General features: G+C 61.9%; 29 protein-coding genes and 1 tRNA gene. 21 read left to right on the top strand and 9 right to left on the bottom strand.

The genetic code is table 11. From position 1 onward, the window contains the following. Nucleotides 1-91 precede the first annotated feature (91 nt). The 11 genes from hisB to tatC all read left to right on the top strand — a co-directional run bounded on the left by hisB (nucleotide 92) and on the right by tatC (nucleotide 6,907). Nucleotides 92-679, top strand: a complete 588-nt coding sequence (gene hisB, locus P3T24_RS32995; RefSeq protein WP_074262644.1) for an imidazoleglycerol-phosphate dehydratase HisB — start codon at nucleotides 92-94, stop codon at nucleotides 677-679. Between the two features lie 169 nt (nucleotides 680-848). Then, nucleotides 849-1,490 carry an imidazole glycerol phosphate synthase subunit HisH gene (hisH, locus tag P3T24_RS32990; RefSeq protein ID WP_074262643.1) on the top strand — a complete coding sequence of 214 codons (642 nt, stop codon included), beginning with the start codon at nucleotides 849-851 and terminating at the stop codon, nucleotides 1,488-1,490. 208 nt (nucleotides 1,491-1,698) lie between these two features. After that, nucleotides 1,699-2,451: a 1-(5-phosphoribosyl)-5-[(5-phosphoribosylamino)methylideneamino]imidazole-4-carboxamide isomerase gene (gene hisA, locus P3T24_RS32985; protein ID WP_074262642.1), complete on the top strand. Its 753-nt coding sequence runs from the start codon at nucleotides 1,699-1,701 to the stop codon at nucleotides 2,449-2,451. A gap of 121 nt (nucleotides 2,452-2,572) precedes the next feature. Further along, on the top strand, nucleotides 2,573-3,346 hold the full coding sequence (hisF, locus tag P3T24_RS32980) for an imidazole glycerol phosphate synthase subunit HisF (RefSeq protein WP_429411428.1): 774 nt from the start codon (nucleotides 2,573-2,575) through the stop codon (nucleotides 3,344-3,346). Nucleotide 3,347: 1 nt separating this feature from the next. Then, nucleotides 3,348-3,758: a phosphoribosyl-AMP cyclohydrolase gene (gene hisI, locus P3T24_RS32975; protein WP_171991746.1), complete on the top strand. Its 411-nt coding sequence runs from the start codon at nucleotides 3,348-3,350 to the stop codon at nucleotides 3,756-3,758. Continuing rightward, nucleotides 3,755-4,129: a phosphoribosyl-ATP diphosphatase gene (locus tag P3T24_RS32970; RefSeq protein WP_429441010.1), complete on the top strand. Its 375-nt coding sequence runs from the start codon at nucleotides 3,755-3,757 to the stop codon at nucleotides 4,127-4,129. Before hisI ends, P3T24_RS32970 begins: the two co-directional genes overlap by 4 nt. A gap of 67 nt (nucleotides 4,130-4,196) precedes the next feature. Further along, the gene (locus tag P3T24_RS32965) at nucleotides 4,197-4,592 is read left to right on the top strand and encodes a DUF4870 family protein (protein WP_429441009.1); all 396 of its coding nucleotides are present in this window, start codon (nucleotides 4,197-4,199) and stop codon (nucleotides 4,590-4,592) included. Nucleotides 4,593-4,635: 43 nt separating this feature from the next. After that, on the top strand, nucleotides 4,636-5,001 hold the full coding sequence (locus tag P3T24_RS32960; RefSeq protein ID WP_074262638.1) for a histidine triad nucleotide-binding protein: 366 nt from the start codon (nucleotides 4,636-4,638) through the stop codon (nucleotides 4,999-5,001). Between the two features lie 286 nt (nucleotides 5,002-5,287). Then, entirely contained in the window at nucleotides 5,288-5,521 is a 234-nt protein-coding gene (tatA, locus tag P3T24_RS32955; protein ID WP_074262637.1) for a Sec-independent protein translocase subunit TatA, read from the top strand. Nucleotides 5,522-5,559: 38 nt separating this feature from the next. Beyond that, nucleotides 5,560-6,090: a Sec-independent protein translocase protein TatB gene (gene tatB, locus P3T24_RS32950; RefSeq protein WP_429441008.1), complete on the top strand. Its 531-nt coding sequence runs from the start codon at nucleotides 5,560-5,562 to the stop codon at nucleotides 6,088-6,090. 34 nt (nucleotides 6,091-6,124) lie between these two features. Beyond that, complete coding sequence (gene tatC / locus P3T24_RS32945; protein ID WP_074262635.1) at nucleotides 6,125-6,907, top strand: twin-arginine translocase subunit TatC; 783 nt, start codon at nucleotides 6,125-6,127, stop codon at nucleotides 6,905-6,907. A gap of 163 nt (nucleotides 6,908-7,070) precedes the next feature. Here the strand turns inward: tatC and P3T24_RS32940 are convergent, their stop codons facing one another. Continuing rightward, a complete protein-coding gene (locus P3T24_RS32940) occupies nucleotides 7,071-8,288 on the bottom strand; it encodes a Do family serine endopeptidase (RefSeq protein ID WP_074262634.1) in 1,218 nt (405 codons plus the stop codon). Nucleotides 8,289-8,307: 19 nt separating this feature from the next. Between P3T24_RS32940 and P3T24_RS32935 the strand changes: the two genes are divergently transcribed. From P3T24_RS32935 to P3T24_RS32910, 6 genes are all read left to right on the top strand, one after another. Continuing rightward, on the top strand, nucleotides 8,308-9,054 hold the full coding sequence (locus tag P3T24_RS32935) for a Nif3-like dinuclear metal center hexameric protein (RefSeq protein ID WP_074262633.1): 747 nt from the start codon (nucleotides 8,308-8,310) through the stop codon (nucleotides 9,052-9,054). Between the two features lie 207 nt (nucleotides 9,055-9,261). After that, the gene (gene petA / locus P3T24_RS32930; RefSeq protein ID WP_429441055.1) at nucleotides 9,262-9,882 is read left to right on the top strand and encodes a ubiquinol-cytochrome c reductase iron-sulfur subunit; all 621 of its coding nucleotides are present in this window, start codon (nucleotides 9,262-9,264) and stop codon (nucleotides 9,880-9,882) included. Next, nucleotides 9,883-11,262, top strand: coding sequence for a cytochrome b (locus tag P3T24_RS32925; RefSeq protein ID WP_074262631.1), 1,380 nt, complete (start codon nucleotides 9,883-9,885; stop codon nucleotides 11,260-11,262). A gap of 23 nt (nucleotides 11,263-11,285) precedes the next feature. Continuing rightward, nucleotides 11,286-12,050, top strand: a complete 765-nt coding sequence (locus P3T24_RS32920) for a cytochrome c1 (protein WP_074262630.1) — start codon at nucleotides 11,286-11,288, stop codon at nucleotides 12,048-12,050. 94 nt (nucleotides 12,051-12,144) lie between these two features. Further along, nucleotides 12,145-12,756 carry a glutathione S-transferase N-terminal domain-containing protein gene (locus P3T24_RS32915; RefSeq protein WP_006052302.1) on the top strand — a complete coding sequence of 204 codons (612 nt, stop codon included), beginning with the start codon at nucleotides 12,145-12,147 and terminating at the stop codon, nucleotides 12,754-12,756. Between the two features lie 98 nt (nucleotides 12,757-12,854). After that, the gene (locus P3T24_RS32910; protein WP_429289354.1) at nucleotides 12,855-13,388 is read left to right on the top strand and encodes a ClpXP protease specificity-enhancing factor; all 534 of its coding nucleotides are present in this window, start codon (nucleotides 12,855-12,857) and stop codon (nucleotides 13,386-13,388) included. A gap of 67 nt (nucleotides 13,389-13,455) precedes the next feature. On the opposite strand, the gene P3T24_RS32905 is transcribed toward P3T24_RS32910, so the two are convergent. Next, complete coding sequence (locus P3T24_RS32905) at nucleotides 13,456-14,748, bottom strand: MFS transporter (RefSeq protein WP_429289353.1); 1,293 nt, start codon at nucleotides 14,746-14,748, stop codon at nucleotides 13,456-13,458. 16 nt (nucleotides 14,749-14,764) lie between these two features. Next, a complete protein-coding gene (locus tag P3T24_RS32900) occupies nucleotides 14,765-15,970 on the bottom strand; it encodes a M20 aminoacylase family protein (protein WP_429441006.1) in 1,206 nt (401 codons plus the stop codon). A gap of 113 nt (nucleotides 15,971-16,083) precedes the next feature. Between P3T24_RS32900 and P3T24_RS32895 the strand changes: the two genes are divergently transcribed. Next, nucleotides 16,084-17,040 (top strand): LysR family transcriptional regulator, encoded by a 957-nt coding sequence (locus P3T24_RS32895; RefSeq protein ID WP_429441004.1) that lies wholly within the window; start codon nucleotides 16,084-16,086, stop codon nucleotides 17,038-17,040. A 98-nt stretch (nucleotides 17,041-17,138) separates the two neighbouring features. Here P3T24_RS32895 and P3T24_RS32890 read toward each other — a convergent pair. Continuing rightward, nucleotides 17,139-17,214: transfer RNA gene (locus tag P3T24_RS32890), tRNA-Thr, on the bottom strand. A gap of 128 nt (nucleotides 17,215-17,342) precedes the next feature. On the opposite strand from P3T24_RS32890, the gene P3T24_RS32885 reads away from it, so the two are divergent. Next, nucleotides 17,343-18,491 carry a methyltransferase gene (locus P3T24_RS32885; protein ID WP_429441002.1) on the top strand — a complete coding sequence of 383 codons (1,149 nt, stop codon included), beginning with the start codon at nucleotides 17,343-17,345 and terminating at the stop codon, nucleotides 18,489-18,491. 48 nt (nucleotides 18,492-18,539) lie between these two features. Here the strand turns inward: P3T24_RS32885 and P3T24_RS32880 are convergent, their stop codons facing one another. The 3 genes from P3T24_RS32880 to P3T24_RS32870 all read right to left on the bottom strand — a co-directional run bounded on the left by P3T24_RS32880 (nucleotide 18,540) and on the right by P3T24_RS32870 (nucleotide 22,107). Then, the gene (locus P3T24_RS32880; protein ID WP_429441001.1) at nucleotides 18,540-19,844 is read right to left on the bottom strand and encodes a TIGR03862 family flavoprotein; all 1,305 of its coding nucleotides are present in this window, start codon (nucleotides 19,842-19,844) and stop codon (nucleotides 18,540-18,542) included. 151 nt (nucleotides 19,845-19,995) lie between these two features. Continuing rightward, nucleotides 19,996-21,282, bottom strand: a complete 1,287-nt coding sequence (locus P3T24_RS32875; RefSeq protein ID WP_429441000.1) for an MFS transporter — start codon at nucleotides 21,280-21,282, stop codon at nucleotides 19,996-19,998. A 504-nt stretch (nucleotides 21,283-21,786) separates the two neighbouring features. Continuing rightward, entirely contained in the window at nucleotides 21,787-22,107 is a 321-nt protein-coding gene (locus P3T24_RS32870; RefSeq protein WP_074262622.1) for a DNA-binding protein, read from the bottom strand. 389 nt (nucleotides 22,108-22,496) lie between these two features. Between P3T24_RS32870 and P3T24_RS32865 the strand changes: the two genes are divergently transcribed. Next, nucleotides 22,497-23,327: a class I SAM-dependent methyltransferase gene (locus P3T24_RS32865; protein WP_429440999.1), complete on the top strand. Its 831-nt coding sequence runs from the start codon at nucleotides 22,497-22,499 to the stop codon at nucleotides 23,325-23,327. Nucleotides 23,328-23,440: 113 nt separating this feature from the next. Here P3T24_RS32865 and P3T24_RS32860 read toward each other — a convergent pair whose 3' ends face one another. Both P3T24_RS32860 and P3T24_RS32855 read right to left on the bottom strand, forming a co-directional pair. Continuing rightward, the gene (locus tag P3T24_RS32860; protein ID WP_429440998.1) at nucleotides 23,441-24,013 is read right to left on the bottom strand and encodes a DUF1415 domain-containing protein; all 573 of its coding nucleotides are present in this window, start codon (nucleotides 24,011-24,013) and stop codon (nucleotides 23,441-23,443) included. Between the two features lie 80 nt (nucleotides 24,014-24,093). Further along, on the bottom strand, nucleotides 24,094-24,738 hold the full coding sequence (locus P3T24_RS32855) for a TetR/AcrR family transcriptional regulator (RefSeq protein WP_429440997.1): 645 nt from the start codon (nucleotides 24,736-24,738) through the stop codon (nucleotides 24,094-24,096). Nucleotides 24,739-24,896: 158 nt separating this feature from the next. Here P3T24_RS32855 and P3T24_RS32850 point away from each other — a divergent pair, with 158 nt between their 5' ends. Continuing rightward, nucleotides 24,897-26,180 carry an MFS transporter gene (locus tag P3T24_RS32850; protein WP_074262618.1) on the top strand — a complete coding sequence of 428 codons (1,284 nt, stop codon included), beginning with the start codon at nucleotides 24,897-24,899 and terminating at the stop codon, nucleotides 26,178-26,180. The last annotated feature ends 75 nt before the right edge of the window (nucleotides 26,181-26,255 follow it).

The raw sequence follows: 26,255 nt of genomic DNA, 5'->3' as shown, positions 1-26,255 counted from the left end.
CGTGCCGTTACGCCGCGTACCGCATGGCGGGCGCGGCATTCGGCGTTCCCCCCAACTCCCTTTCTTTCATAGTCAGATTCGAGGAATTACCATGCGCCAGGCGGAAGTCGTTCGCGACACTAGCGAAACGCAGATCCGTATCAAGATCAATCTGGATGGCACCGGCAAGCAGAAGCTCGCCACCGGTGTGCCGTTCCTTGACCACATGCTCGACCAGATCGCGCGGCATGGATTGATCGACCTCGACATCGAGGCGCATGGCGATACGCATATCGACGACCACCATACGGTCGAAGACGTCGGCATCACGCTGGGGCAGGCAGTCGCGAAGGCGGTCGGCGACAAGAAGGGCATTCGTCGCTACGGTCATTCTTACGTGCCGCTCGACGAAGCGCTGTCGCGTGTCGTGATCGATTTTTCCGGCCGGCCGGGTCTCGAATTCCATGTGCCGTTTACGCGTGCGCGCATCGGTACGTTCGACGTCGATCTGTCCATCGAATTCTTCCGCGGCTTTGTGAACCATGCCGGCGTGACGCTCCATATCGACAACCTGCGCGGCCTGAACGCCCATCACCAGATGGAGACGGTGTTCAAGGCGTTCGGACGAGCCCTGCGCATGGCGGTGGAACTGGATGATCGCGCGGCGGGGCAGATTCCGTCGACCAAGGGCAGCCTGTAAGCATCCCAGATCTGTGGCCCCTGCGCGTGCGACTCCTTTCAGAGCGTAAAACCTGAGGCGGCCGGGCGTTTCCTGGCGCAGACTTACCGGATCGGGCTTGCGCTTTGCGACAGGTATCCTCAAGTCGTTCACCTCGTCCGTTAAGCGAGGCGTTACTGTCTAACTTGAAATGAAAACTTCGATTGCGATTGTGGATTACGGAATGGGCAACCTGCGTTCGGTCGCCCAGGCGTTGAGGAAGGCTGCGCCGGACGCGGACGTGGCGATCGTCGACCGGCCGGAAGCGATCCGCGCGGCTGACCGTGTCGTGCTTCCCGGTCAGGGCGCAATGCCGGATTGCATGCGCTGTCTCGGCGAATCGGGTCTGCAGGAAGCGGTGATTGAAGCGTCGCGCAGCAAGCCTTTGATGGGCGTGTGCGTGGGCGAGCAGATGCTGTTCGACTGGAGCGCCGAGGGCGATACCCGTGGCCTCGGCCTGCTACCCGGCAAGGTGCTGCGCTTCGATCTGGAAGGCCAGTTGCAGGACGACGGTTCACGCTTCAAGGTGCCGCAGATGGGCTGGAACCGGGTCAGGCAGGCCGTGCCGCACCCGCTGTGGGACGGGGTTGCGGATAACAGCTTCTTCTACTTCGTGCACAGCTACTACGTAGCGCCGGACAACGCGGCCCATACCTCGGGCGAAACCGTGTACGGCGTGCCCTTCACCTCGGCAGTGGCGCGGGACAATATCTTCGCGACGCAATTTCACCCGGAGAAGAGTGCCGAAGCGGGACTGCGTGTGTATCGAAACTTCGTGCACTGGAACCCGTGAGCGCCTACCGTCTAATAGCCGGTTCTGCCGGGCGCGGTTTGCCCTATGCCGGCCCGGCGTTCGAAACCGCGTTCCCGAGCCCGATACACATGCGCCGGGGTACTGAAAGAGTTGTACTAAACTAGCGAAACGGTACCGGAGCGGGCTTATCCCGCCTGCCCGGCGCCGGCCGACTTTAAACCTTCTTCCCTGACAACACCCGATTGCTATGCTGCTGATTCCCGCCATCGACCTGAAAGATGGTCAGTGTGTACGCCTTAAACAGGGCGACATGGACCAGGCGACGATTTTTTCCGAGGAACCGGCGGCTATGGCCCGACATTGGGTCGACCGCGGCGCCCGGCGCCTGCATCTCGTCGACCTCAACGGAGCGTTCGCCGGTAAGCCGAAGAACGAAGACGCGATCCGCGCGATCATCGAGGAGGTCGGTGGTGAGATTCCCGTCCAGCTGGGCGGTGGGATCCGCGACCTGAACACGATCGAGCGCTATCTGGACGACGGTCTGTCTTATGTGATCATCGGTACGGCGGCGGTGAAGAATCCCGGCTTCCTGCAGGACGCCTGCACGGCGTTCGGCGGCCATATCATCGTGGGTCTCGACGCGAAAGACGGCAAGGTCGCCACCGACGGCTGGAGCAAGCTGACCGGTCACGAAGTCGCCGATCTCGCGCGCAAGTTCGAGGACTACGGCTGCGAGTCGATCATCTATACCGATATCGGCCGGGACGGCATGCTCCAGGGCATCAACATCGACGCGACGGTGCGTCTGGCGCGCGCGGTGAAGATTCCGGTAATCGCGAGCGGCGGCCTGTCGAATCTCGCCGACATCGAAGCGCTGTGCGAAGTCGAAGTCGAAGGCATCGAAGGCGTGATCTGCGGACGCGCCATCTATTCGGGCGACCTCGATTTCACGGCGGCACAGACCCTCGCCGACAAGCTGCGCGAGTCGGACGACGCCTAAGCGGCGGCCCGCGCGTCTGCTAGCGCTGGGCTAGTGGGCTCTGCGCGGCAACACGCGCCGGCATTGCGCCGCTCGCCTCGGAGCGGCCTCATCAGCGGTATTGGCAAGAATTTGCACGATCATGGCTCTAGCTAAACGCATCATCCCCTGTCTGGACGTCACGGCTGGCCGCGTGGTCAAGGGCGTCAACTTCGTCGAACTACGCGATGCGGGCGACCCGGTCGAAATTGCCCGCCGCTACGACGAGCAGGGCGCCGACGAACTCACCTTCCTCGACATCACCGCCACTTCGGACCAGCGCGACCTGATCCTGCCGATCATCGAAGCCGTTGCCTCGCAGGTGTTCATTCCGCTGACGGTCGGCGGCGGCGTGCGTGCGGTCGAAGACGTGCGGCGCCTGCTCAACGCGGGCGCGGACAAGATCAGCATGAACTCGTCGGCGGTGTCGAATCCGCAGCTGGTGCGCGATGCGACCGACAAATACGGCTCGCAATGCATCGTGGTGGCGATCGACGCCAAGCGCGTCTCCGCCGAAGGCGAACCTCCACGCTGGGAAGTCTTCACGCACGGCGGGCGCAAGGCGACCGGACTGGAAGCGGTTGAATGGGCGCGCAAGATGGCCGAACTCGGCGCCGGCGAAATCCTGCTCACCAGCATGGACCGTGACGGCACCAAGAGCGGCTTCGATCTGGCGCTCACGCGTGCCGTGTCGGACGCCGTGCCGATTCCGGTGATTGCCTCGGGCGGCGTCGGCTCGCTGCAGCATCTGGCCGACGGCATCAAGGACGGTCACGCGGACGCCGTGCTGGCCGCCAGCATCTTCCACTACGGCGAACACACGGTCGGCGAAGCCAAGCGCTTCATGGCCGGTCAGGGCATTTCGGTGAGGTTGTGACGTGGTGAATCCTACGGCTGTGGATTGGCTCGACAAGGTGAAGTGGGACGCGAACGGCCTCGTGCCGGTGATCGCCCAGGAAGCCTCGAGCAACGACGTGCTGATGTTTGCATGGATGAACCGCGAGGCGCTCGCCAAGACGGTCGAGACCGGTCGCGCGGTGTACTTCTCGCGCTCGCGCCAGCGCCTGTGGTTCAAGGGCGAAGAGTCCGGTCACGTGCAGCATGTGCACGAAGTGCGGCTCGATTGCGATGAAGACGTCGTGCTGCTGAAGGTCGAACAGGTGTCGGGCATTGCCTGCCACACCGGCCGCCACTCGTGCTTTTTCCAGAAATTCGAAGGGACGGTCGACGACGGCGATTGGGTCGCGGTTGAACCCGTCCTGAAAGACCCCGAACACATCTACAAATGACGCAAAACTCGCAATCGACGAACGATACACTGCTGCGCCTCGCGGCGGTCATCGACAGCCGCAAGGGCGGCGATCCAGACGTCTCGTATGTGTCGCGCCTGTTTCACAAGGGCGACGACGCGGTTTTGAAGAAGATCGGCGAAGAAGCGACCGAGGTCGTGCTTGCCGCCAAGGACGTGCGCCAGGGTGGCGCGCCCACCGCGCTGGTCGGCGAAGTGGCCGACCTGTGGTTCCATTGTCTGGTGATGCTGTCGCATTTCGATCTGAGCCCGGCGGATGTGCTCGCCGAACTCGAGCGCCGCGAAGGCATGTCGGGCATCGAAGAGAAAGCGTTGCGCAAGAGCCGCGACCGCGAGGAGAACGGCGACTGAAAGGCCGCTGGACGCCAACCTCACGTCAACTGAACGCCAACCCGGTAACAGGAAGGAGGACGCAAGCATGGAACAGTCGCAAGGCGGATATCCGCCGCCCACGTACCGCAATGCCCTCGAATCCGAACGCGAGCGCAGCGCCCGCACGCTGACGCACGTGCTGTATGCGCTGTATGCGGTCTACTGGCTGACCGGCGGCATCTCGGTGCTGATCGCCATAATCATCAATTACGTCAAGCGGCCCGATGTGATCGGTACGCCGTACGAAGCGCACTTTCAGTGGCAAATGCGCACCTTCTGGTGGTGCATGCTCGGCTATCTGATCGGTGGCCTGCTGTTTTTCGTCGTGATCGGAATTCCTATCCTGTGGGCTGTCGGGATCTGGATGTTGTACCGTATCATCAAGGGCTGGCTGTATCTGTACGATAACAAGCCGCTAGTGAATCCGCGGGCGTGGTTCTGACCTTCGGTCTGGCCGCCCCGTCTGTTTGCGCCTCAGGACATCCATGAGCCACGATTCAAACTGCCTTTTCTGCAAGATCGCCGCGGGCGAGATTCCGTCCACCAAAGTCCACGAGGACGAAGAATTCGTCGCTTTTCGCGACATTCGCCCCGCCGCCGAGACCCACGTGCTGGTGATTCCGCGCAAGCACATCGAAACGCTCTCGAACTGCACCGAAAGCGATGCACCGCTGCTTGGTAGAATGCTTATATTGGTGGCGCGTCTGGCGCAGCAGCTCGGCGTGGCCTATACGGGCGGCGAAACCGGCTTTCGCACGGTAATCAATACCGGGCCGGGCGGCGGGCAGGAGGTGTACCACCTGCACGCGCATATCCTCGCGGGGCCGCGTCCCTGGCAACGCATGGGGTGAGGTAAGCGCCGCAGCGATTGCTCCATGAACGTGGCCATCCGGCCGGGTTCCGCTGGCGCCCTGGCTGGTGCATCATGTCGCACGATTGGGCGAACGTTTTCTGCTGCAATGTAATGAGGGCGTCGTGATTCGCCGTAGACAATCATGCCCAGTGCCGCTGGGGGAATCTGAAGCAGCGGCGGCAACGTATAGATGAGGCGTACGCGTCTCGATTCGGGCCGTAAGGCGCACAGGGCCGCCGCGCGCAAACGCGATGCCGGCGAAGTCGGGGTTAAGGAGAGAAGTCATGGGTTCGTTTAGTATTTGGCACTGGCTGATTGTTCTGCTGATCGTTGCACTGGTGTTCGGCACGAAGAAGCTGCGCAATATCGGCACCGATCTGGGTGGCGCTGTGAAGGGCTTCAAGGAAGGCATGAAAGAAGCGGAGACACCGGGCGACCCGGCGCAGCGCGAATTGCCGCGCGAAACGGTCGACGTCGACGCAAAAGAAAAGACGCCGCGTTCGAGCGATTACCGCTAAGCCGCGGCCCAACCGCGCACTGACGGGAACCACCCTCCATGCTGGACCTCGGTCTAACCAAGATGGCGCTGATCGGCGTCGTCGCACTGGTCGTACTCGGGCCGGAGCGGCTGCCGCGCGTCGCCCGCACCGCGGGGGCGCTGTTCGGCCGCGCACAACGTTATATCAATGACGTGAAGGCCGAAGTCACGCGCGAAATCGAACTCGACGAATTACGGCGCATGAAGACCGAGTTCGAGACCGCGGCGAGCAATGTGGAAACCAAGGTTCACGACACGATGCGCAAGCACGAATCCGAACTGAACGACGCGTGGGGTTCAGGCTCATCGGTGAGCCCCAGCATTGCCGGCGGCTCGCTCGAAAGCGCGGCGGGCAATTCGACCGTCTCCACCTCCTGGCATAGCACGCCGGCCGCAGCGCTGAAGCGCAAGAACTGGCGCGTCAAGCAGACGGCAATGCCCACCTGGTACAAGCGCGCCACCACCCGCCGCACGCGCGTGCAGTCGGGCGCGGCGCGCGTGGCGCGTCATACACCGGTGAGCCTGCGCCGCCCGACGCGTTTCTTCTGATGACTCTGGCGATAATCTCCTACCGAGGGCCGGCGTGAGCGACCCCCAGCTAAATCAAACCGAAGGCACTGAAGAGACCTTCATTTCTCACCTCGTTGAACTGCGCGACCGCATCATCCGCGCCGGCATTGCCGTCATCGTGGTATTTATTGGGCTTGTCTACTGGGCGCCGGACATCTTCAGGCTGCTCGCACGGCCTTTGATGGTGAATTTGCCGAAGGACGGCAAACTGATCGTCACCGACGTCACGGGCTCCTTCTTCGTGCCGATGAAGGTGACCATGATGGTTGCACTCGTCATCGCGCTGCCGGTCGTGCTGTATCAGATCTGGGCGTTCGTGGCGCCGGGGCTCTATCAGCATGAAAAGAAACTGGTCGTGCCGCTGGTGGGCAGCAGCTACATCCTGTTTCTGTGCGGCATGGCGTTCGCGTACTTCGTGGTGTTTCCGACCATCTTCCGAGTGATGGCGCACTATAACGCGCCGCTCGGCGCGGCGATGAACACGGACATCGACAACTATCTGAGTTTCGTGTTGACCATGTTCATTGCGTTCGGGGTGACCTTCGAGGTCCCGATCGTCGTGGTGCTGCTGGTCCGAATGGGCCTTCTGACGGTCAAGAAGCTGCGTCAGATCCGTCCGTATGTGATCGTCGGGGCGTTCATCGTCTCCGCCGTCGTCACGCCGCCTGACGTGTTCTCGCAGCTTATTCTCGCGTTGCCTTTGATCATCCTGTACGAGGTGGGCATCATCGCGGCGCGGCTGATTGTCGGCAAGCAGGTCGAGGTGCCCGACGAAGAGGGGCAGGCGTCAGGCTGAACGTGTGAGAGTGAGCGTTCTGGACGGCTTCCAATGCGGCGCTAGCATGTCGCGTAGCCGCAGCAGATGAAGACCGTTTGCAGATGCAAAGAGGGCAGCCGCTAATCGGACTGCCCTCTTTGTTTTGCGAGCGGCCAATGATGGCCAGGCGCTTTCCTTTCGCTCAACCGCCGTCGTCGTTCTGATCGTCGCCGTCGTCGACGGGCTGCTTGGGCGGCGGAGGCCGCTTGCCGATCATCACATCGAGATCCATTTCGTGGTTCTTGCGCACCAGATGGATCTTCGCGTTCGACCCCGGCTTGATCTGCGCGATCAGGTTCAGCAGACGGGTCGTGTCGGTGATGTCCTGGCCGTCCACGCTCACCAGAATGTCGCCCGGTTTGATGCCGGCGCGGTCTGCCGGCCCGTTCTTCAGCACGCCGGCCACAATCGCCCCGGACTTCTGCTCGAGCCCGAACGACTCGGCAATCTCAGGCGTCACGTCCTGCGGCTCCACGCCGATCCAGCCCCGCGTGACCGAGCCAGTCGTGATGATGCTCTCCAGCACGCTGCGCGCGGTCGACACCGGAATCGCAAAGCCGATCCCGAGCGAGCCGCCCGAGCGCGAGTAAATCGCCGTATTGATGCCCAGCAGATTGCCGTTGACGTCCACCAGCGCGCCGCCAGAGTTGCCGGGATTGATCGCCGCATCGGTCTGGATGAAGTTTTCGAAGGTATTGATGCCGAGGTGATTGCGGCCAAGGGCGCTGACAATCCCCATGGTCACCGTCTGACCCACGCCAAACGGATTGCCGATGGCCAGCACCACATCGCCCACGCGCGTCTGGTCCATGCGGCCGAGTGTGATGGTGGGCAGGTTGGTCAGGCTCACCTTGAGCACCGCCAGATCCGTCTCCGGATCGACGCCGATCACCTTGGCGGTGGTTGTGCGGCCGTCGGCGAGCGCGATTTCGATCTGATCCGCACCGTCGACGACGTGCTGGTTCGTTAGAATGTAACCTTCCGAACTCACTATGACACCCGAGCCGAGATTGGCTGCGGGTTGTTCCTGCTGCTTGCCGTTGTTCTTGTTGCCGAAGAAATAGCGAAACAGCGGATCTTTCGCCCGGGGATCGGGCGGCAAAGACCCGTCCTTGCTGGAGAACACGTTGACGACCGCGGGGGATGCCTTCTGCGCGGCGTCGGCATAAGAAGCTTGTGCGGGACCGCTGCTACCGATGCCAGGCGCCACTTCCCGCAGTGCGACGATCGGCTCGGAAAGTTGCTTGCCGAATTGCCCTTGTCGCTGCAGCCATTGCGGTTTGAGGGTGGCGATGATGAACATCAACGCCAACAGCACGGTCACCGCTTGGGCAAAGAACAGCCAAAAGCGTCTAAGCATCTGAAGATTAGAGGATTATATGGATCGGATCGAACTTGAATTGTATCTGAACAAAGTCCTTGAAACCGCGCGCTTCAAGGACTACTGCCCGAATGGTCTGCAGGTGGAAGGGCGTCGCCGGGTCAACAGGATCGCGACCGGCGTGACCGCTTCGCTGGCCTTTCTGGAAGCGGCGCTCGACTGGGGCGCGGACGCGGTGCTCGTCCACCACGGCTACTTCTGGCGCAACGAGCCGCCGCAGATCACCGGCCGCAAATATGGACGCCTGAAGCTGCTGCTGGCCAATGACCTGAACCTGTTCGCTTACCATCTGCCGCTCGACGATCACCCCGAGTTCGGCAACAACGCGCAGCTCGGTGCGAAGATGGGCTGGATCGGCGAGTCGCGCTTCGGCGAGAACGACCTCGGCTGGATGACCACGCTGCCTATGCCGGTCACCCTCGCGCACTTTACCGCGGAGGTCGAGGAGACGCTCGGCCGCACGCCGCTCGTGTTCGGCGACCCGGACGTCGAACTGCGGCGCGTCGCCTGGTGTACCGGAGCGGCGCAAGGCTACTTCGACGCCGCGATCGAGGCCGGCGCCGACGTCTACCTGACCGGTGAAGTCTCCGAACCCTGTATGCATACCGCAGCGGAAAGCGGTGTGGCTTTTCTGGCGGCGGGCCATCACGCCACCGAACGTTTCGGCGTTCAGGCACTCGGTTCGCATCTGGCGGAATCCTTCGATATTGAACACCTGTTTATCGATATCCCTAATCCGGTCTGATTACTGAACTAAAAAGCACGAAATACACAGGGTCCACTTAAAACGGGCAACAAAAAAGTTTGTTATTAGTCCGGGGAAACCCTTGGATATCAAAGACTTCGCACGGTTTTTGGCATTCGGGCCTTGTAAATGGCGACTCCATTCGAGCAAACTAGCGTCGGTAGAAGAGACGTGAAGGAAAAATCCAACTCAGAAGTGGGGCGTGTGATGCGAGACAAAGAAGATGAGCTCGTCGATGGCGGCCGGCGTACCTGGCTGATAGCGACGACCGTAGCAGGTGGCATAGGAGGTGTTGCCACTGTTGTACCCTTTGTTGGTTCGTTTGCACCATCTGAAAAAGCCAAGGCCGCCGGCGCGCCGGTCGAGGCCGACATTAGCAATCTGAAGCCCGGCGAGATGATGACCGTCGCCTGGCGCGGCAAGCCCGTCTGGATCCTGAACCGCACCGACCGGATGCTCGCCGACGTCCAGAAAGCCGATAACGAAGTCGCCGATCCCCATACCGAAAAGCCCTTCTCGATGCCGTTGCCGGAGTATTGCAACAACGAATTCCGTTCGCGGCCCGATCACAAGAACCTGTTAGTTACGGTTGCCGTGTGCACCCATCTGGGCTGCACGCCGACTCCGCGTTTTCAGGAAGGCGCACAGCCGAATCTTCCTGACGACTGGCCGGGCGGCTTCCTGTGCCCGTGCCACGGCTCGACCTATGACCTGGCCGGCCGCGTCTTCAAGAACAAACCTGCACCGCAGAACCTGGACATCCCGCCCTACATGTTCACGTCAGCTACCCAGCTCGTGATCGGCAAGGACGAGAAAGGAGAAGCGTAAATGGCGATCGATCACGAAGTGGAGACGACCGGGCTGGTCGGCTGGATCGACCGCCGCTTTCCGATGACGGCGACGTGGAAGAAACACGTCTCCGAGTACTACGCGCCGAAGAATTTCAACTTCTGGTATTTCTTCGGCTCGCTGGCGCTGCTGGTGCTGGTCAATCAGATCGTCACCGGCATTTTCCTCACCATGAACTACAAGCCCGACTCGACGCTCGCGTTCGCGTCGGTCGAGTACATCATGCGCGAGGTGCCGTGGGGCTGGCTGATCCGCTACATGCATTCGACGGGCGCCTCGATGTTCTTCGTCGTGGTGTACCTGCACATGTTCCGCGGGCTGATGTACGGCTCGTACCGCAAGCCGCGCGAACTGGTGTGGATCTTCGGCTGCGCGATCTTCCTGTGCCTGATGGCCGAGGCATTCTTCGGCTACCTGCTGCCGTGGGGCCAGATGTCGTTCTGGGGCGCACAGGTGATCGTGAACCTGTTCTCGGCGATTCCGTTTATCGGGCCGGATCTGTCGTTGTGGATTCGCGGCGACTACGTCGTCTCGGACGTCACGCTGAACCGCTTCTTCGCGTTTCACGTGATCGCGATTCCGCTGGTGCTGATCGGCCTGGTGGTCGCCCACCTGGTGGCGCTGCACGAAGTGGGCTCGAACAACCCGGACGGCGTGGAGATCAAGGCGAAGAAGGACGCGAACGGTATTCCGCTCGACGGCATCCCGTTCCATCCGTACTACTCCGTGCACGACTTCATGGGCGTTACCGTGTTCCTGCTGATCTTCGCGGCGATCATTTTCTTCGCGCCGGAGATGGGCGGCTACTTCCTCGAGTCGAACAACTTCGTTCCGGCCAACCCGCTGCAGACACCGCCTGAGATCGCGCCGGTGTGGTACTTCACGGCGTTCTATGCGATGCTGCGCGCCACCACGGATCCGTTCAAGATCGTTCTGATGATCGTGATCGCGCTGCTCGGGCTGTTCGCGCTGGTGCGGGCCCGCGGCAAATGGAAGGTGGGGCTGCCGGTGCTAGCCGTGCTGGTGATTCTGGCCATGTACTTCACCCAGTCGAAGTTCTGGGGCGTGGTGGTGATGGGCGGCGCAGTGATTTCGCTGTTCTTCCTGCCGTGGCTCGACCGCTCGCCGGTGAAGTCGATCCGCTACCGGCCGTTCTTCCATAAGGTGTTTTACGGGATCTTCGTGCTGGTGTTTCTGACGTTGGCGTTCCTCGGAACCAAACCACCGTCGCCCGCCGCGACCCTGATCGCGCAGATCTGCGCGCTGGTCTATTTCGCGTTTTTCCTTGGCATGCCGTTCTGGACGCGGCTTGGAACCTTCAAGCAGCCACCTGAACGGGTGCGGTTCAAGCCTCACTAATCGCAGGCCAAGGAGACACGAAGATGAGAAAAATGCTTTCGAGGTTTGCGGCGATCGGGGCCGCATCGCTGACACTTGCGCTCGCGCTGCTGGCAGCGCCGGCTTACGCGGACGAATTCCCGCTCGACCGCGCGCCCGATAACGCGGAGAATTTTGCTTCTTTGCAGCATGGCGCCAAATTGTTTGTAAACTACTGCCTGAATTGCCACAGCGCGAATCTGGTGCGCTACAGCGCATTGACCAGTTTGGGCATTTCACCGCAGGAAATTCAGACAAACCTGCTTTTCACCACCGATAAGATCGGTAACACGATGTCCGTGGCAATGAAGCCTGACGACGCGAAATCGTGGTTCGGCACGGCACCGCCGGATTTGTCGGTGGAGGCGCGGGCGCGGGGCCGGGACTGGCTATATACGTATCTGCGCAGTTTTTATCGCGACGATACGCGGCCAACCGGCTGGAACAATCTGGTGTATGAAAACGTGAGCATGCCCAACGTGTTGTGGCAGCTTCAAGGGCAACGCACGGCGAAGTTCGACGATGTCGTCGACGAAAGGAGCGGGGAAACAGTCCATAAATTCGTCGGCTACCAGCAGGTCACGCCGGGTACGTTATCGGCGGTAGATTATGATTCGGATGTGGCCGACCTCGTGTCGTACCTGTCCTGGATGTCCGAACCGACGCAGCAAACCCGCCACCGGCTTGGTGTGTGGGTGCTGCTGTTCCTCGGCGTCCTGAGCTTTTTCGCATGGCGATTGAACGCTGCGTACTGGAAAGATATCAAATAATCACGCCATAACTGGCGTGGGGCCAGTGCAAGGAAAAACCTGTTGGACGGTTTTTCCGCGTGCTGGCCCTTCAGCTTTTTGAGGAAACGTAAACATGATGGTTCTGTATTCCGGCACAACTTGCCCATTCTCCCAGCGCTGCCGGCTGGTGTTGTTTGAGAAAGGCATGGACTTCGAGATCCGCGACGTCGACCTGTTTAACAAACCGGAAGACATCGCTGTGATGAATCCGTATGGTCAAGTGCCGATCCTCGTCGAACGGGACCTGATTCTGTACGAATCGAACATCATCAACGAGTACATCGACGAACGCTTCCCGCATCCGCAACTGATGCCGGCCGACCCGGTGCAACGCGCCCGCGCGCGCCTGTTCCTGCTCAACTTCGAGAAGGAACTGTTCGTGCACGTCGGCACGCTCGAAAACGAGAAGGGCAAGGCTGCCGAGAAAAATCACGAGAAAGCACGTCTTGCGATCCGCGATCGCCTGACGCAGCTCGCGCCGATTTTCCTGAAGAACAAGTACATGCTGGGCGAAGAATTCTCGATGCTCGACGTGGCGATCGCCCCGCTCCTGTGGCGTCTGGATCACTACGGCATCGAACTGTCGAAGAACGCCGCGCCGCTGATGAAGTACGCGGAACGGATCTTCAGCCGTCCGGCCTATATCGAAGCGCTGACGCCGTCGGAAAAGGTGATGCGTCGTTGAGTTTGGCTTGAGGGTGAGGGCGCCGCGTGCGGATCGTCATGGTGAGTTAGCGCCAATGCGATCCGGGCGCGGCGCCTTGCCCAGTAAGAGGACTGTTGATGCAAGAGATTTCCACGAAGCCTTACCTGCTGCGTGCGCTATACGAGTGGTGCACGGATAACGGCTATACGCCCCACATCGCGGTACGGGTCGACAATCAGACGCGGGTGCCTCGCCAGTTCGTGCGGGACAACGAAATCGTGTTGAACATCAGTTTCGAGGCCACCAGCCAGTTACAGATGGGCAACGAGTGGGTCGAGTTCAGCGCGCGCTTTTCAGGCAAGTCGCACAAGATCGAAGTACCGGTTGCCAATGTGCTGGCGATCTACGCGCGTGAGAATGGCCAGGGAATGGCGTTCCCGGTCGATTCGGCGGGTGGCGAGGCGACGGATTCCGGCGCTGATGCTGATGAAACGGAAGAGCTGGAGTCGCCGGGGAAAGCGGCAGATAGCAGCGCACGAGGCCCTCGGGCGGTCGAGTCCGAACCGGCACCGCAGGCGAAGGCCGAAGAGACCGACGATGACGACACGCCGCGTCCCGATGACGATGGATCGAAGGGCGGCGGTCGCGGTCACCTGAAGGTCGTCAAGTGAAGTGAAATGAATTACCGCCGTGGGCGTATCCAGCAAGCCGGTCATGCTGGATACGCCCACAGCTTCCTCAGGCCAGTTCTCGGCCACCCGTTTCTTCGAGCATCGAAACGGCGACAAGCGAAACGATCACGCAAGCAATCATGTACCAGGCTGGGGCAAGCGTATTGCCCGTTGCCTTGATCAGCCACGCCACCACCAGCTGGGCCGTCCCGCCGAACACCGACACGGCGACCGCATAGGCGCTGGCCAGATATCCGGCGCGCACATGCTTCGGGAAGTTCTCGGGCATCAGCGCATATGCCGGCGCCGATCCCATCGTGTAGAAAATCATCAGGAGCACGATCAGGCCGAACACAACGGGCAGCGACGGAAAGTGGTTCATCAGCCAGAAGGCCGGGTAGAGCAACGCGATCAACATGACCCGGCCAATGATGGTGAGCGGCTTGCGGCGCTGCATCTTGTCGGAGAGCAGGCCCCACAGCGGGCACAAGGTCAGCGAAGAACAAGCCGCGCCGATCGACACCAGCATGGAAAGCTTCGGCGGCAGTCCGAGATACTGGATCGAGTAGGTGGGGACGTAGTACATCAGGACGTAGGTTGCGACAGTCATGCCCATGATCGCGAATACGGTCAGAAACCATTTGCGCACGAGTCCCGGTTCGATGCTCGCGCCTTTTGCCTTGGCGGCCGAAGGTGGCTCTTCGACGATATGCCGGCGCAGATAAACGCCCACCGGCATGATCAGGACGCCGAGCAAAAACGGCACGCGCCATCCCCAGTCGAGCAGCTGGGTGCTGCTGAGTTGGTAGTTGAGCAACGCGGCCATGCCGGAACCGAGCAGCGCGGCCGCGCCCTGGCTAGCCAGTTGCCAGCTTGCCCGGAAGCCGCGGCCCTTGGCTGAACCGGTCTCCAGCAAGGTCGCCGTCGCGGCGCCGAACTCACCGCCCTGGGCGAAGCCCTGCAACAGCCGGGCGAACACGATCAACGCGGGGGCGGCGAGACCGATCGTTGCGTAGCCGGGTGCGAGGCCGATCATCGCGGACCCCACCGCCATCAGGAAGATGGTCAACGTGAGCGCGGCGCGGCGTCCGTGTTTGTCTGCGTAGTGCCCGAGCACGAAGCCGCCCACCGGCCGCGCAACAAAGCCGATCGCGAATGCCGACAGCGCAAGCAACGTCGAGACGACCGGATCGTGTGCGGGGAAGAAGAGCTTGGCGATCGTTAGCGCAAAGAAGCTGTAGACGGTGAAGTCGAAAAATTCGAGCAGATTGCCGATGACCGCAGCCACGACGATCTTGCCTTGCGACACAGGTGTGGAAATGGGTGGCACGGCGGACGTCCCGACGGGTTTGGCTGACATGGTGATTTACCTGCGCTCAGTGTTTGTGCACGGCCGCGGTTCCGGCCAGGAATCGCTCGACGAGCCGCGTCCAGTAAGCCGCGCCCACCGTGAGGTTATCGTCGTTGAAGTCGTATGAGGCGTTGTGCAGCATCGGCGCGCCTTCCCCGTTGCCCAGGCGCAGGAAACAGCCCGGCTTTTCCTGCAGGTAGTAGGCGAAGTCCTCACTGCCCGCGATAGGGCCGAAACCGTCGACCACACGAGCCTCGCCCACCAGTTCGCGCGCGACCTGCAGGGCAAGCTCGGTCTCCGGCGCGCTATTGACGACGACCGGGTAGCCCGGCACATAGTCGACTTCGATACGGGCGCCGTAAGCGTCTGCATGCGCTTGCGCGAGCGCGCGGATGCGCGTCTCGAGCAGCTTGCGGACCTCGGCGTCGAACGAGCGCACGCTGATCTGCAGACGCGCTGTTTCGGGGATCACGTTCGCCGCGTGCCCTGCATTGAAGGCACCGACCGTGACCACGGCGGCCTGCATCGGATCGACGCTGCGTGACACGACAGTCTGCAGCGCGAACACGAGTGCAGCGCCAATCACGACCGGGTCGACCGCCAACTGAGGCCGCGCTGCATGGCCGCCGCGCCCGTGAATCACCATCTCGACCGTGTCGCACGCCGCCATGAACGGACCGCTGCGGAACATGAAGGTCCCGGTCGGATAACCAGGATGATTGTGCAAGCCGAAGATCGCGTCGCACGGAAAGCGCTCGAACAGGCCGTCTTCGATCATGCGTTTGGCGCCGCTGTCCGCGCCGATTTCTTCGGCGGGTTGAAACACCAGATGCACCGTGCCGTCGAAGCGGCGCGTGCGGGCCAGATGACGGGCTGCGCCGAGCAGCATCGTCGTATGGCCATCGTGGCCGCATGCGTGCATCCGGCCTGGCTCGCTGCTGGCGTAGGGCAGGCCGGTCTCCTCGTTGATCGGCAGAGCGTCCATATCGGCGCGTACGGCTACCGCGCGCGAACCCGTACCGGCCTTGAGCGTCGCCACCATGCCCGTGCCGCCGAGACCGCGCGTGACGGCATAGCCCCAGCTTTCCAGGCTCTGTGCAACGAAGTCCGAGGTCTTGAACTCCTGATAGGCCAGTTCCGGGTGGCGATGAAGATGGTGGCGGATACCGCTCAGTTCTTCGCGCAGATCGTGGGTGTCGTCGAGGGAACAGAAAGTCGCAATGTCTGCCATGGTTTTTAGCTTGCCCGTTAGTGAGGGATGAAGGCAGTATTTCGCCGCAAAAAGGCCCGATCAATGACGTTTTACGGTCGATAATGTTGACTTCAATGTCAACGGATGAAGCCATGTCGAGCGACACCGAAACGCTGCCGGATGCCGTGCTCAGCACTCGCAGTCTGCGCTATCTCCACGAAATCGAGGTGCACGGCGGCGTGCGGGCGGCCGCGGACGCTTTGTCCATCAACGGTTCGGTTATCAGCCGCCAGGTGGCGCAGCTTGAGCGTGTGCATGGGGTGGCGTTGCTCGAACGGCGCGGCCGGCGCGTGACGCTCACGGAGATTGGCCACAGCCTGGTCGAGCATTTCCGCGAAAGCGCGCGGCGCGATGCCGAGATGCTGGCGCAACTGGAGGACTACCGGGGTTTGCGGCGGGGACGGCTCGAGATCGGCATTGGCGAGGGTTTCGTGGAGAAGCTGCTTGCCACAGTGCTCGAGGCATTCAGCCTGCAGTTCCCGGACATTGTGGTGGACCTGTGTGCCGGGTCCACCTCGGAGATCATCGCGATGGTTCGTAATGACGAGGTGGATCTTGGTCTATGCGCGGGCGGCGGCAGCGATCCGGCCATTCGGGCGCGAACTTTCCGCGCCGCGCCTTTGTGCGCGCTCGTCAGTCCGCAGCATGCGCTGGCGGGCGAGCGGCGAATCCGCATCGAACAACTGGCCGGTCAGCGGCTGATCTTCATGCAGGCGCGCTTTGGCGTTCAGCAGTATCTCGACTCCCTGATCCGCGCGGAGCGGCTGAATCTGACGCCGGCTTATCGCTGCGACCTGTTTTCGGCGGCGCAGGCAATCGCTGCGGCGGGGCTGGGCGTGGCGTTTATGTCGACGGATGCGGCGCGGCAGTATCTGGACGCCGGGAAACTCGTCGCGCTCGAGATCGATCATCCGATCGCGCGCGAGTTTGGCAGTCAGGTGATACGGCGGGTAGGGCGGCGGCTGTCTCCCGCTGCCGAATTTCTCTGGACGCAGCTTGTCAAGGCGATGCAGCGGCACGGGGCGGCCGCGGGAGCGAAGGCTGGCTGACGCAGCCGGTTTTGAGACGAACTGCCGACGCGCCATTTCGGCCGCAAAAGCCAAAACAAAACGGGCTACGCAAACATCGCGTAGCCCGTCGTCTTATCTGGTGCCCCCTGTCTGATTCGAACAGACCACCTCATGATTACAAGTCAAGTGCTCTACCAAATGAGCTAAGGGGGCGAAAGCAGCGCGCTATTATAAGCCAAGAAGAAGCATACTGCTACCAGGCGCGCCGCATCCCGCCGGTCCATCAGTTACCATGTACGTCTATCCGATGTCCCTGTCATATCGGATTCCCACCTTTCTCAATGACCCAACACCCTACGCCGCACCCCACCGAACCCCCGACCATCACCTGGCCCGAGGCCGACGGCCCGCGCTCCGCGCGCTGGCGCTCCGAAGCAGCGGTGCCACCGCCCAGGCGCGTCGTCGTCGCAGATGACCGCACCACCGCTGACACCGCCTATCGCCTCGCATGCGAAGGTACAGCGCTTCTGTGGCAAGGCGATTTCCAGAACGCCCGCCAGCTTTTGCAGGCGGTGACGCGCCGCGTCGAACGCAAGCCGCGCAAGCAGGCTGAGACGCTGATCGACGCCTTTAATTTTCACCGCCAGGCGCAGTCGCAACGTGCGCGTACGCTCGGCATGCTGCTGATTCCGCTCGACGCCAGCTACGCCATTCCCCTGCGCCGTGCGCCAGAAGTGGCGCTTGCCTGTGCGGAGACGTATGGTCCGTCGACTGATGAGCCGTCGGTGGTTTCGCTGCGCGAACTGCTGGGTCTGATCGGCGCTCACGAATGGCGCAAGAAGGGCGTGGAGATTGCGCTGCTTGGCGAGCGCATTCATCCGCACTACGGCGTGTTTTCGCCGGTGCGTGGTGAGTACATCGATCTGGTTGCGCGTACGCCGTTGCCTTCACTGAACAAGGCCTTCGACATCGGCACGGGCACGGGTGTGCTCGCTGCGCTGCTGGCCAAACGCGGTGTGAAGAAGATCGTCGCCACGGATCAGGACCCGCGGGCGCTGGCGTGTGCGCGCGAGAATCTCACACGTCTCGGTTATACCCAGCAGGTTGAAGTGGTTGAGGCCGATCTGTTCCCCGAAGGCCGTGCGCCGCTCGTGGTCTGTAACCCGCCGTGGGTGCCGGCGCGGCCGGCGTCGCCGATCGAATACGCAATCTACGACAACGACAGCCGTATGCTGCTCGGCTTCCTGAACGGGCTGGCGGACCATCTGTCGCCCGGTGGGGAGGGCTGGTTGATCCTGTCGGATTTCGCTGAACATCTTGGTCTGCGCACGCGCGAGTTTTTGCTCGAGGCGATCGACACGGCTGGGCTTACGGTGATCGGTCGGGAAGATATTCGGCCTCGGCATCCGAAGTCGTCGGATGAGACCGATCCGCTGCACGCCGCACGCGTGGCAGAAGTGACGTCGCTGTGGCGGTTGAAGGCGCGCTAGGGGCCGACAATCCGCGAGCGAACAGGGGGCGGCGAAGGGTGCCTTGGTTCAGCGTCTGGTGCCAGCCAGATAAGCCAGCGCCCCGCGTCCCGCGGCCAAACCGCTTGCGAAGCACGCGGTCAGCAGGTACCCGCCGGTCGGCGCTTCCCAGTCGAGCATTTCACCGGCGCAGAACGCCCCCGGCACATGCCCGATCATCAGACGCGCATCCAGTGCCTCAAACGGCACACCTCCCGCGCTGCTGATGGCTTCCTCAATCGGCCGTGGGCGTACGAGTTTCAGCGGCAGTGCCTTGATCGTCCGAGCGAGCAGCGCCGTGTCGGCAAACGCCTCTTTCGACAGCGCTTCATGCAGCAGGCCGAGTTTGACTCCGCCCAGGCCGATGCGGCTCTGGAGATGGGTCGACATCGAGCGTGAGCCGCGCGGGCGGGTGACTTCGTCGAGCACGCGTTGCGCGGTGAGTGCGGGAGCGAGATCGAGCATGATCGTCACCTCGCCATCCGTCAGGATCCGCTCGCGGACCGCTGCCGACAGCGCGTACACCAGACTCCCCTCAATACCCGTTTCGGTGACGACGAACTCGCCTTGCCGATGCTGGGCGTTGCCGTCTGTGTCGATCAATGTGATTGACACGGGCTTCACTGGCTGTCCCGCGAAACGCTCGCGGAAGTAGTCGCTCCAGTTTGCATCGAAGCCGCAGTTGGCGGGGAGGAGGGGTGCAACGGGCACATCGCGCGCCGTCATCAACGGCACCCATGCGGCATCTGAGCCGAGGCGCGGCCAGCTTCCGCCACCCAGCGCGAATATCACGGCGTCCGCGCGCACCTGCTGCTCGCCCGTGGGCGTCATGAAGAGAAGCGTTTGCTGCGGGGAGTTCCCGCGTTCTTCAGTGTTCCGTGTGCCCTCGTCACCTGCGCCGTTCGAGGCATCCCATCCCACCCATTTATGCCGCATGTGAAACCGCACGCCCGATTCCCTCAGGCGATGCAGCCAGGCGCGAAGCATCGGCGCCGCTTTCATATCGGTAGGAAACACGCGGCCTGAACTGCCGACGAACGTTTCGACGCCCAACTTATGAAGCCACGCGCGCAACGCGTCCGGCCCGAACATGTCCAGTAGCGCTGCGATCTGTTCACGCCGTGCGCCGTAGCGTCCGAGGAACGCCTCAAGCGGCTCGGAATGCGTGATGTTCATCCCGCCTTTGCCTGCCATCAGGAACTTGCGTCCCACCGACGGCATCGCATCGTACACATCGACCTGCACGCCTCCCGAAGCTAATGCCTCGGCGGCCATCAGCCCGGCGGGGCCGCCGCCAATCACGGCGACGCGAGCGGAATCGGTCAGGTTGGACATGGGGTGCATTCGGATGAGAGCGTGAGGGAGAAAACGGTGCGCGCGGCCAGCTTGCCACGTCTGGCCGCGCAAAGCCCTCTATTTTCACACCGCGAGTCGCTTGCGGGCAAACCCGCGGCGACTTCGTGTCCAGAGCCCTCTCGTGCTCGACCTAGACCGGCGAGCGCGCGGTCTCGGCATCGTGATGCCCATCGTGCCTGGTGGGCAGCGGCTCGACCCGGTCCACAATCACCAGATAGCTAAACGCGCCCAAAAAGCAGAATCCACCTGCGACGATCAGCGGAATCGTGAATGAGCCTTTGGTCAACGCGACCATCACGCCGGTAAACGTGGTGATGACGATCCCGGCCAGGTTCGAGGCGAAATTCTGAATGCCGCTGAGCGACGCAACATGGTTCGGCGTGGGGGCGACATCCGCGGGCAGCGACCAGATACTCGCGGCGGCAAACGCGAGACTGCCGTACGCGACGCCGAAGCACGCTAGCATCAGATAGATATTCGAGGTGAAGGCCGACAGCGTGATCACCGACGACATCAGCATGCCGCCCACCATGCACGTCTTGCGCGATGCGGTGAGGCTCCAGCCGCGCCGGTAGAGCGCGTCGGAAACATAACCGCCCAGCCAGCCGCTGGGAATCGACATCAATGCCGGAATCGTCCCGAGCGTGCCCAGCGATTTTAGCGAGAAGCCGCGCGTCTGCACGAGATAGCTCGGAAACCACGTGATGAAGAAATAGATCACGAAGTTCAGGCAGAAGAAGCCCAGCATCATGCCCCACACCGTGCGATGGCGGAACAGCGACGCCCAGCTCGCGTGCGGTTCGCCGGTGCGTGGCTGACGCTGTGGCTGGACGTCAGTGGGGCCGGTCATGTCGCCGTGGGCGGGGCTGCGGTAGATCACCAGCCAGCCGACGATCCACACCGCGCCAAGCAGGCCCGTGATGACGAACGAGGCCTTCCAGCCCGCGGTGCTGATGATCAACGCAACGAGCGGAATCGACAGTGCAGAACCGACTCGCGAGCCGCTATCGAAGATGCTGGTGGCGATTGCCCGCTGCGCTGGCTTGAACCACTGCGCGACCAGCTTGGCGCAGGACGGATACGCACCCGCCTCGCCGATGCCGAGCATCAGCCGGCAGCCGAACATCGCACTGACGCTGCCCGCTACCGACGTGGCGGCCGTGAACACCGACCACCAGCCCACTGCCAGCGGCAGCGCGATGCGGGCGCCGACCCGGTCGACAAACCAGCCGAACGGCATCTGCATGAACGCATACGTCCAGAAGAAACCACTGAGGATGAGACCCATCTGGGCCGGCCCGATGCCGAGCGCCTTTTCGATCTGCGGCGCGGCGACCGCGAGATTCGCTCGATCGACGTAGTTCACCGCAATGGCCAGAAAGCACAGAAAGATCACAACCCAACGCATTTTTCTCATAACAACGTCTCCTCCGTGAGGGGCGGCATCCGTCGTGTAGATCCTGCAGCTCCGCTGCGATGCCGTGCTGGCGGCGCTTCTGTCGTGTGCGTCCCGCTCTGCAGGCGGAACTGCGTGTGCAGTTGCCGATAATGGAGGCGCTTGCAAAACTGGTCAAGCAACCTCTCGGGCGCGCGTCAGGCTGGGACGCATGCGCGGGCACTGCGAAAGCAATGCCGGTGGAGGGCTACGCTTGATGTTTGAGCGAATGATGAGGAAGAGAACCGGCGACCCATAGAAGGTGGCGTTCAAGGAGCATGACGCGATTCGCGAAGCGCGCGAAGCTCGCATTTCGTTGCGGACATTGCTGCTGCGTCGCAGCATTTCTGAAGCAGGTGTGGGTGCGCTTTCGGACCGGCTAAAGCGTCAAGCAAAGGGCCGCCGCGCCTTATCGCTGCGCAATGCGGCCCTTGAAAGCGTGTCGATGCCTTTGCTCTTCGGTTTATCTGTACCGCGCCGGGCGTCTCACCCCGGATACTCCTCGTCGACCTTCAGCCCGGCGAGCTTGAAAATCACCCGCAGCGTCTGCGGCTTGATATCGCGCCGGGACGCGAGCGTGGTCATCACGAAGTCGAGCACCTTTGCGTACTTGAGCATCGTCAGACAGGTTTCCATGTCGACGGTGCCATCACGCATCAACTCGGCGAGGCGCAGCATCTCAACCGAAATGTCACGCGCCATTTCGAGTTCGATCTGCTGTTTCTCGGACCAGGTTGGCGTTGCCAATAGTTTGGTCAACATTTCCTGGAATTTCTGTTCGGCGTTGCCGTTGGGTATCGTATCCATTGCCGCCTCAATATCGTCTGAGCGCGCTTCCGGTTAACATCGCGGCGCACTGCAGGTTACGTAACGTCCGGACCAGTGTTCCGGTCCGACCTCCCCACACGTGTACGGTTCGCCTGATCGATCTGGCAGCCGGTAGTGTGTCGTTGTTCTAAATGCGGCCTGCCACGGGGCTTGGGCTGCATGCTTCGCTTTCTACGCGTTTCGCGTCCTGTCTAGTGCGCTTCCTGCCCCCTTTTCAGAGCAGGAAGTGTTCCAGGAATACGCGTTTCGCGCACGCTTGGCGGCCTTGAATCGGTAGATCTGCCGCGGTTTGGGTAAACTGGCAGCAACTTCTCTCTTTTTCCGTCGCCTGTCGCACGTTCGCCGTGTAATCGATGATGGTCCGTACGATGTCCAGCAAAACTCACGAAATTCGTCCCAACCAATCTGTCGAACTGCTAAAGGAACTGCACATCCTCACGCGCGACGGCAAAATGAATCAGGACAGCCGTCGCAAGCTGAAACAGGTCTATCACCTGTTCCAGTTCATCGAGCCGTTGCTGAAAGATCTGAAAGAAACCCAGGGTGACCTGACCCTCGTCGATCACGGTGCGGGGAAGTCCTACCTTGGTTTTATCCTGTATGACCTGTTTTTCAAGGAGCATCGGGATAATTCGCACATCTACGGCATTGAAACGCGTGAAGAACTCGTGACGAGTTCGGAGGCGCTGGCTACGCGGCTCGGCTTCAAGGGCATGTCGTTCCTGAATCTGTCGGTGGCCGAATCAATTTCGTCGGACCGGTTGCCGCCGCAGATCGATATCGTTACGGCGCTGCACGCGTGCAACACGGCGACCGACGATGCGATTCGCTTCGCGCTGGAAAAGCATGCGAAGTACATCGTGGTGGTGCCCTGCTGTCAGGCCGAAGTAGCGGGAGTGCTGCGTCAGAACAAGAGCAAGTCGCTCGGCAACGCCTTGACGGAAATCTGGCGCCATCCGCTGCATACGCGGGAGTTCGGCAGCCAGATCACTAACGTGCTGCGCTGTCTGCAGCTCGAGGCGCACGGCTATCAGGTGAGCGTGACCGAACTCGTGGGCTGGGAGCATTCGATGAAGAACGAACTGATCATCGCCCAGTACAAGGACTTGCCGCGCCGCCGTCCAACGGAGCGGCTCAATGAGGTGATGGAAACGCTCGGGCTGGCGGAGTTGCGCGAGCGGTTTTTTGTGGAGGCGTGAGCGGGACTTGAGGGGCGGAAGGGGTGCGAAACCGCGTCGCGTGTTCGCTGCCTGTTTGCCGCTTACTCGCCATTCACTGCTGACTTGCGGCTTATCTGCGGCAGGTTTGCCGTTCACTCACCTGCCGGCTCGCTCATCCATTTTTCCCAGCCGGCCAGCCCAAGCCGGCGCAGGGTTTCCTGATTGCGCTCGTAGATCGCTTCGGCGTCGGGAAACGCCTCCACCGCACGTTCGATGCTCGCCTCGCGCAGCAGGTGCAGGACCGGATAGGGTGCGCGGTTCGTATAGTTCTCGATGTCGTCAGCTTCGCTTCCTTCGAACTGGTACTGCGGGTGAAAACTCGCAATCTGCAGTTCGCCTGCGAGGCGCAACTGCTTGAGCATCCGGTCCGCGAAAAACAGACAGTCGTTGTATTCGAGGAAATCGGCGAGTGCTTGCGGAAAGATCAGTAGCGTCGTGTCGATTTCGGCGGGATCGGCCTCAACGAGCGTCTTCAATTCCACTTCAAGATCGATCAGGACCCCTTCGAGATCCGTCGCTTCGCTGATCGCGTAGCGAATCTGGTTCTTGACGTGCACGGCCTTGGCGAACGGACAGAGGTTCAGGCCAATAACGGCTCGGGTCAGCCAGTGACGGGTGGCGGCGAGGATGACGTCGTGGGAATCGAAGGAGGAAGACGGCGACATGGCAGAGCGGCGGGCGGAAAGCCTCATTTTACCGGCCGCGGTGACCGCGGTGATTGTGGTCCGCGCCTTCTGACGCGTGCTTACAGCTTCGCGGCGGGCGTCGCACAAGCTGCGGCAATCAACTGCGCCGCCACTCGCGGCGCGGCCTGAATCGGCCCGCAGCCCGGGCCGTAGGTCTGGCTTGCCGCATACACCCCTTCGATCAGCAGTCCTAGCCCATTGGCAAGTGCTTCAGGGTCGTCGGCGCCGGCCTCGACGGCAAGCTCAGTAATGCGCGCCATCAGACGCGTCTTGTTGCCGGCGACAAATTGCCGGGCAGCATGCGATGCATCCGGAAACTCCACCGCGACATTCACAAACGGACACCCGCGATAATCTTCGGCCGATGCGCGCACGACCAGATCTTCGAAGTACTGCAAAAGCTGCCTGGCCGGTTCGCCGGGATGCTGCGCGAAGCTCTTCTCGACGTAGCTGAAAAACCGCGTATCCTGGCGCTCCAGGTAGCCCAGCACCAGGTCGTCCTTCGACGAAAACTGGCGGTATAGACTCATCTTGTTGACGCCGGCCCGCTCGACGATGGCGTCGACCCCCACCGCCCGCACACCCTCCCGATAGAACAGTTCGCCGGCGGCTTTCAGCAGATGCTCCTGCGCCTGCGGCCCTGCAGTCTGCGTGCGGGTGCGACGGACGGACTTGGCCGGTGCTGATGCAGCGCTCTGGGACATGGTGGCCCTACGTTCGGTAATGGATAGCTTGACATGTTACCGACCGGTCACTAGTATCGCAACACCATTGTGACTGATCTGTCACAAGTCCTTTACAAAACGCGTAACAAAACACGAGCCGGCTGCGTTCGACGAACGGCGAGCCGACTGGAGATCCGATGAACTGGGCAGCGAGAATGATTGGCGGGCGCTTCCATTACGGTTGGTTGACCGTGGCGGTGGTGTTTCTGGTGTTGCTGGCTGCGGCGGGTACGCGCGCCACGCCAAGCGTGATGATGGTGCCGCTCGAGCATCAGTTCGGCTGGAGCCGGGCGACCATTTCGCTGGCGATTTCGGTGAATATCGCGCTGTACGGCCTGATGGGGCCATTTGCGGCGGCGGCGATGCAACGTTTCGGCGTGCGCCCAACCGTGCTGATCGCGCTCGCCACGTTGGCGAGCGGTGTGGCGCTGTCGTCGCTGATGACGCATCCGTGGCAGATGATCCTGATCTGGGGCGTGATGGTGGGCGGGTCGACCGGCGTGGCGGCGCTGTCCTTGTCCGCTACGGTGGTGAACCGCTGGTTCACGACGCATCGCGGACTCGTGATGGGCATCCTCACCGCCAGTTCGGCCACCGGCCAACTGGTGTTCCTGCCGCTACTCGCGGCGATTGCCGAGCATCATGGCTGGCGCCCGGTGGTCTGGGTGGTGGCGGGCGCGGCGGCGATCGTGCTGCCGCTGGTGGCTTTCCTGTTGCCCGAGCGTCCGGCCGATCTGACGCTGCGCCCGTTCGGCGAACCGGCCGACTCGCCCATCAACACCCAACTGTCGAAGCAGAATCCACTGGCAATCGCTTTCGGCACGCTCGCGATGGCAAGCAAGACGCGCGATTTCTGGCTGCTGTTTTTCAGCTTCTTTATTTGCGGGGCGAGTACCAACGGCTACGTCGGCACCCACCTGATCGCCATGTGCGGTGACTATGGCCTCTCCGAAGTGCAGGGCGCGTCGCTGCTCGCCGCCATGGGCATCTTCGATCTGTTCGGTACGACGCTGTCGGGCTGGCTGTCGGATCGCTTCAATAGCCGGGTGCTGCTGTTCTGGTATTACGGGCTGCGCGGATTGTCGTTGATGTATTTGCCGCATGCTTTCGGCATCGACTTTTTTGGCTTGCCGCTGTTCGCGGTTTTCTATGGACTCGACTGGATCGCGACCGTGCCGCCCACCGTGCGTCTTGCCACCGATGTCTACGGCAAGGAAGCAGCGCCGGTCGTGTTCGGCTGGGTGGTGGCCGGCCACCAGCTCGGCGCGGCGTTCGCGGCGCTGGGCGCGGGCATGCTGCGCTCGAGCCTCGGCACTTACACGGTGGCGTCGATGATATCGGGTGGCTTGTGCCTCGTCGCCTCGGTGATCGTGCTGCGCATCAACCGCGGTGAGCGGACAGCGTCGCCGCAGCCGGTGTAGGTGTTGGGGCCACCGCGTTCTCGAATACGTTTTATCAGTCCGTTTTGAAGCGCTCATGGCGAAGCCCGGTTATTC

It is taken from the genome of Paraburkholderia sp. GAS33 (genome assembly GCF_050436645.1).
In the GTDB taxonomy this organism is placed as follows: Bacteria; Pseudomonadota; Gammaproteobacteria; order Burkholderiales; family Burkholderiaceae; genus Paraburkholderia; species Paraburkholderia phenazinium_B.
The sequence above is the reverse complement of the archived record's forward strand: the minus strand, read 5'-3'. Positions and strand labels throughout refer to the sequence as shown.

Excerpts from the sequence above, each read along its gene's own strand:
- P3T24_RS32895 (WP_429441004.1), top strand. The coding sequence starts at position 16,084 with ATGTCGAGCGACACCGAAACGCTGCCGGATGCCGTGCTCAGCACTCGC.
- P3T24_RS32960 (WP_074262638.1), top strand. The coding sequence starts at position 4,636 with ATGAGCCACGATTCAAACTGCCTTTTCTGCAAGATCGCCGCGGGCGAG.
- P3T24_RS32870 (WP_074262622.1), bottom strand. The coding sequence starts at position 22,107 with ATGGATACGATACCCAACGGCAACGCCGAACAGAAATTCCAGGAAATG.
- P3T24_RS32860 (WP_429440998.1), bottom strand. The coding sequence starts at position 24,013 with ATGTCGCCGTCTTCCTCCTTCGATTCCCACGACGTCATCCTCGCCGCC.
- hisB (WP_074262644.1), top strand. The coding sequence starts at position 92 with ATGCGCCAGGCGGAAGTCGTTCGCGACACTAGCGAAACGCAGATCCGT.
- P3T24_RS32965 (WP_429441009.1), top strand. The coding sequence starts at position 4,197 with ATGGAACAGTCGCAAGGCGGATATCCGCCGCCCACGTACCGCAATGCC.
- P3T24_RS32905 (WP_429289353.1), bottom strand. The coding sequence starts at position 14,748 with ATGTCAGCCAAACCCGTCGGGACGTCCGCCGTGCCACCCATTTCCACA.
- P3T24_RS32900 (WP_429441006.1), bottom strand. The coding sequence starts at position 15,970 with ATGGCAGACATTGCGACTTTCTGTTCCCTCGACGACACCCACGATCTG.
- P3T24_RS32970 (WP_429441010.1), top strand. The coding sequence starts at position 3,755 with ATGACGCAAAACTCGCAATCGACGAACGATACACTGCTGCGCCTCGCG.
- P3T24_RS32915 (WP_006052302.1), top strand. The coding sequence starts at position 12,145 with ATGATGGTTCTGTATTCCGGCACAACTTGCCCATTCTCCCAGCGCTGC.
- P3T24_RS32865 (WP_429440999.1), top strand. The coding sequence starts at position 22,497 with ATGTCCAGCAAAACTCACGAAATTCGTCCCAACCAATCTGTCGAACTG.
- P3T24_RS32935 (WP_074262633.1), top strand. The coding sequence starts at position 8,308 with ATGGATCGGATCGAACTTGAATTGTATCTGAACAAAGTCCTTGAAACC.
- hisH (WP_074262643.1), top strand. The coding sequence starts at position 849 with ATGAAAACTTCGATTGCGATTGTGGATTACGGAATGGGCAACCTGCGT.
- hisA (WP_074262642.1), top strand. The coding sequence starts at position 1,699 with ATGCTGCTGATTCCCGCCATCGACCTGAAAGATGGTCAGTGTGTACGC.
- P3T24_RS32880 (WP_429441001.1), bottom strand. The coding sequence starts at position 19,844 with ATGTCCAACCTGACCGATTCCGCTCGCGTCGCCGTGATTGGCGGCGGC.
- P3T24_RS32910 (WP_429289354.1), top strand. The coding sequence starts at position 12,855 with ATGCAAGAGATTTCCACGAAGCCTTACCTGCTGCGTGCGCTATACGAG.
- P3T24_RS32850 (WP_074262618.1), top strand. The coding sequence starts at position 24,897 with ATGAACTGGGCAGCGAGAATGATTGGCGGGCGCTTCCATTACGGTTGG.
- P3T24_RS32920 (WP_074262630.1), top strand. The coding sequence starts at position 11,286 with ATGAGAAAAATGCTTTCGAGGTTTGCGGCGATCGGGGCCGCATCGCTG.
- tatB (WP_429441008.1), top strand. The coding sequence starts at position 5,560 with ATGCTGGACCTCGGTCTAACCAAGATGGCGCTGATCGGCGTCGTCGCA.
- hisF (WP_429411428.1), top strand. The coding sequence starts at position 2,573 with ATGGCTCTAGCTAAACGCATCATCCCCTGTCTGGACGTCACGGCTGGC.
- petA (WP_429441055.1), top strand. The coding sequence starts at position 9,262 with ATGCGAGACAAAGAAGATGAGCTCGTCGATGGCGGCCGGCGTACCTGG.
- P3T24_RS32925 (WP_074262631.1), top strand. The coding sequence starts at position 9,883 with ATGGCGATCGATCACGAAGTGGAGACGACCGGGCTGGTCGGCTGGATC.
- P3T24_RS32940 (WP_074262634.1), bottom strand. The coding sequence starts at position 8,288 with ATGCTTAGACGCTTTTGGCTGTTCTTTGCCCAAGCGGTGACCGTGCTG.
- P3T24_RS32855 (WP_429440997.1), bottom strand. The coding sequence starts at position 24,738 with ATGTCCCAGAGCGCTGCATCAGCACCGGCCAAGTCCGTCCGTCGCACC.
- tatA (WP_074262637.1), top strand. The coding sequence starts at position 5,288 with ATGGGTTCGTTTAGTATTTGGCACTGGCTGATTGTTCTGCTGATCGTT.
- P3T24_RS32885 (WP_429441002.1), top strand. The coding sequence starts at position 17,343 with ATGACCCAACACCCTACGCCGCACCCCACCGAACCCCCGACCATCACC.
- P3T24_RS32875 (WP_429441000.1), bottom strand. The coding sequence starts at position 21,282 with ATGAGAAAAATGCGTTGGGTTGTGATCTTTCTGTGCTTTCTGGCCATT.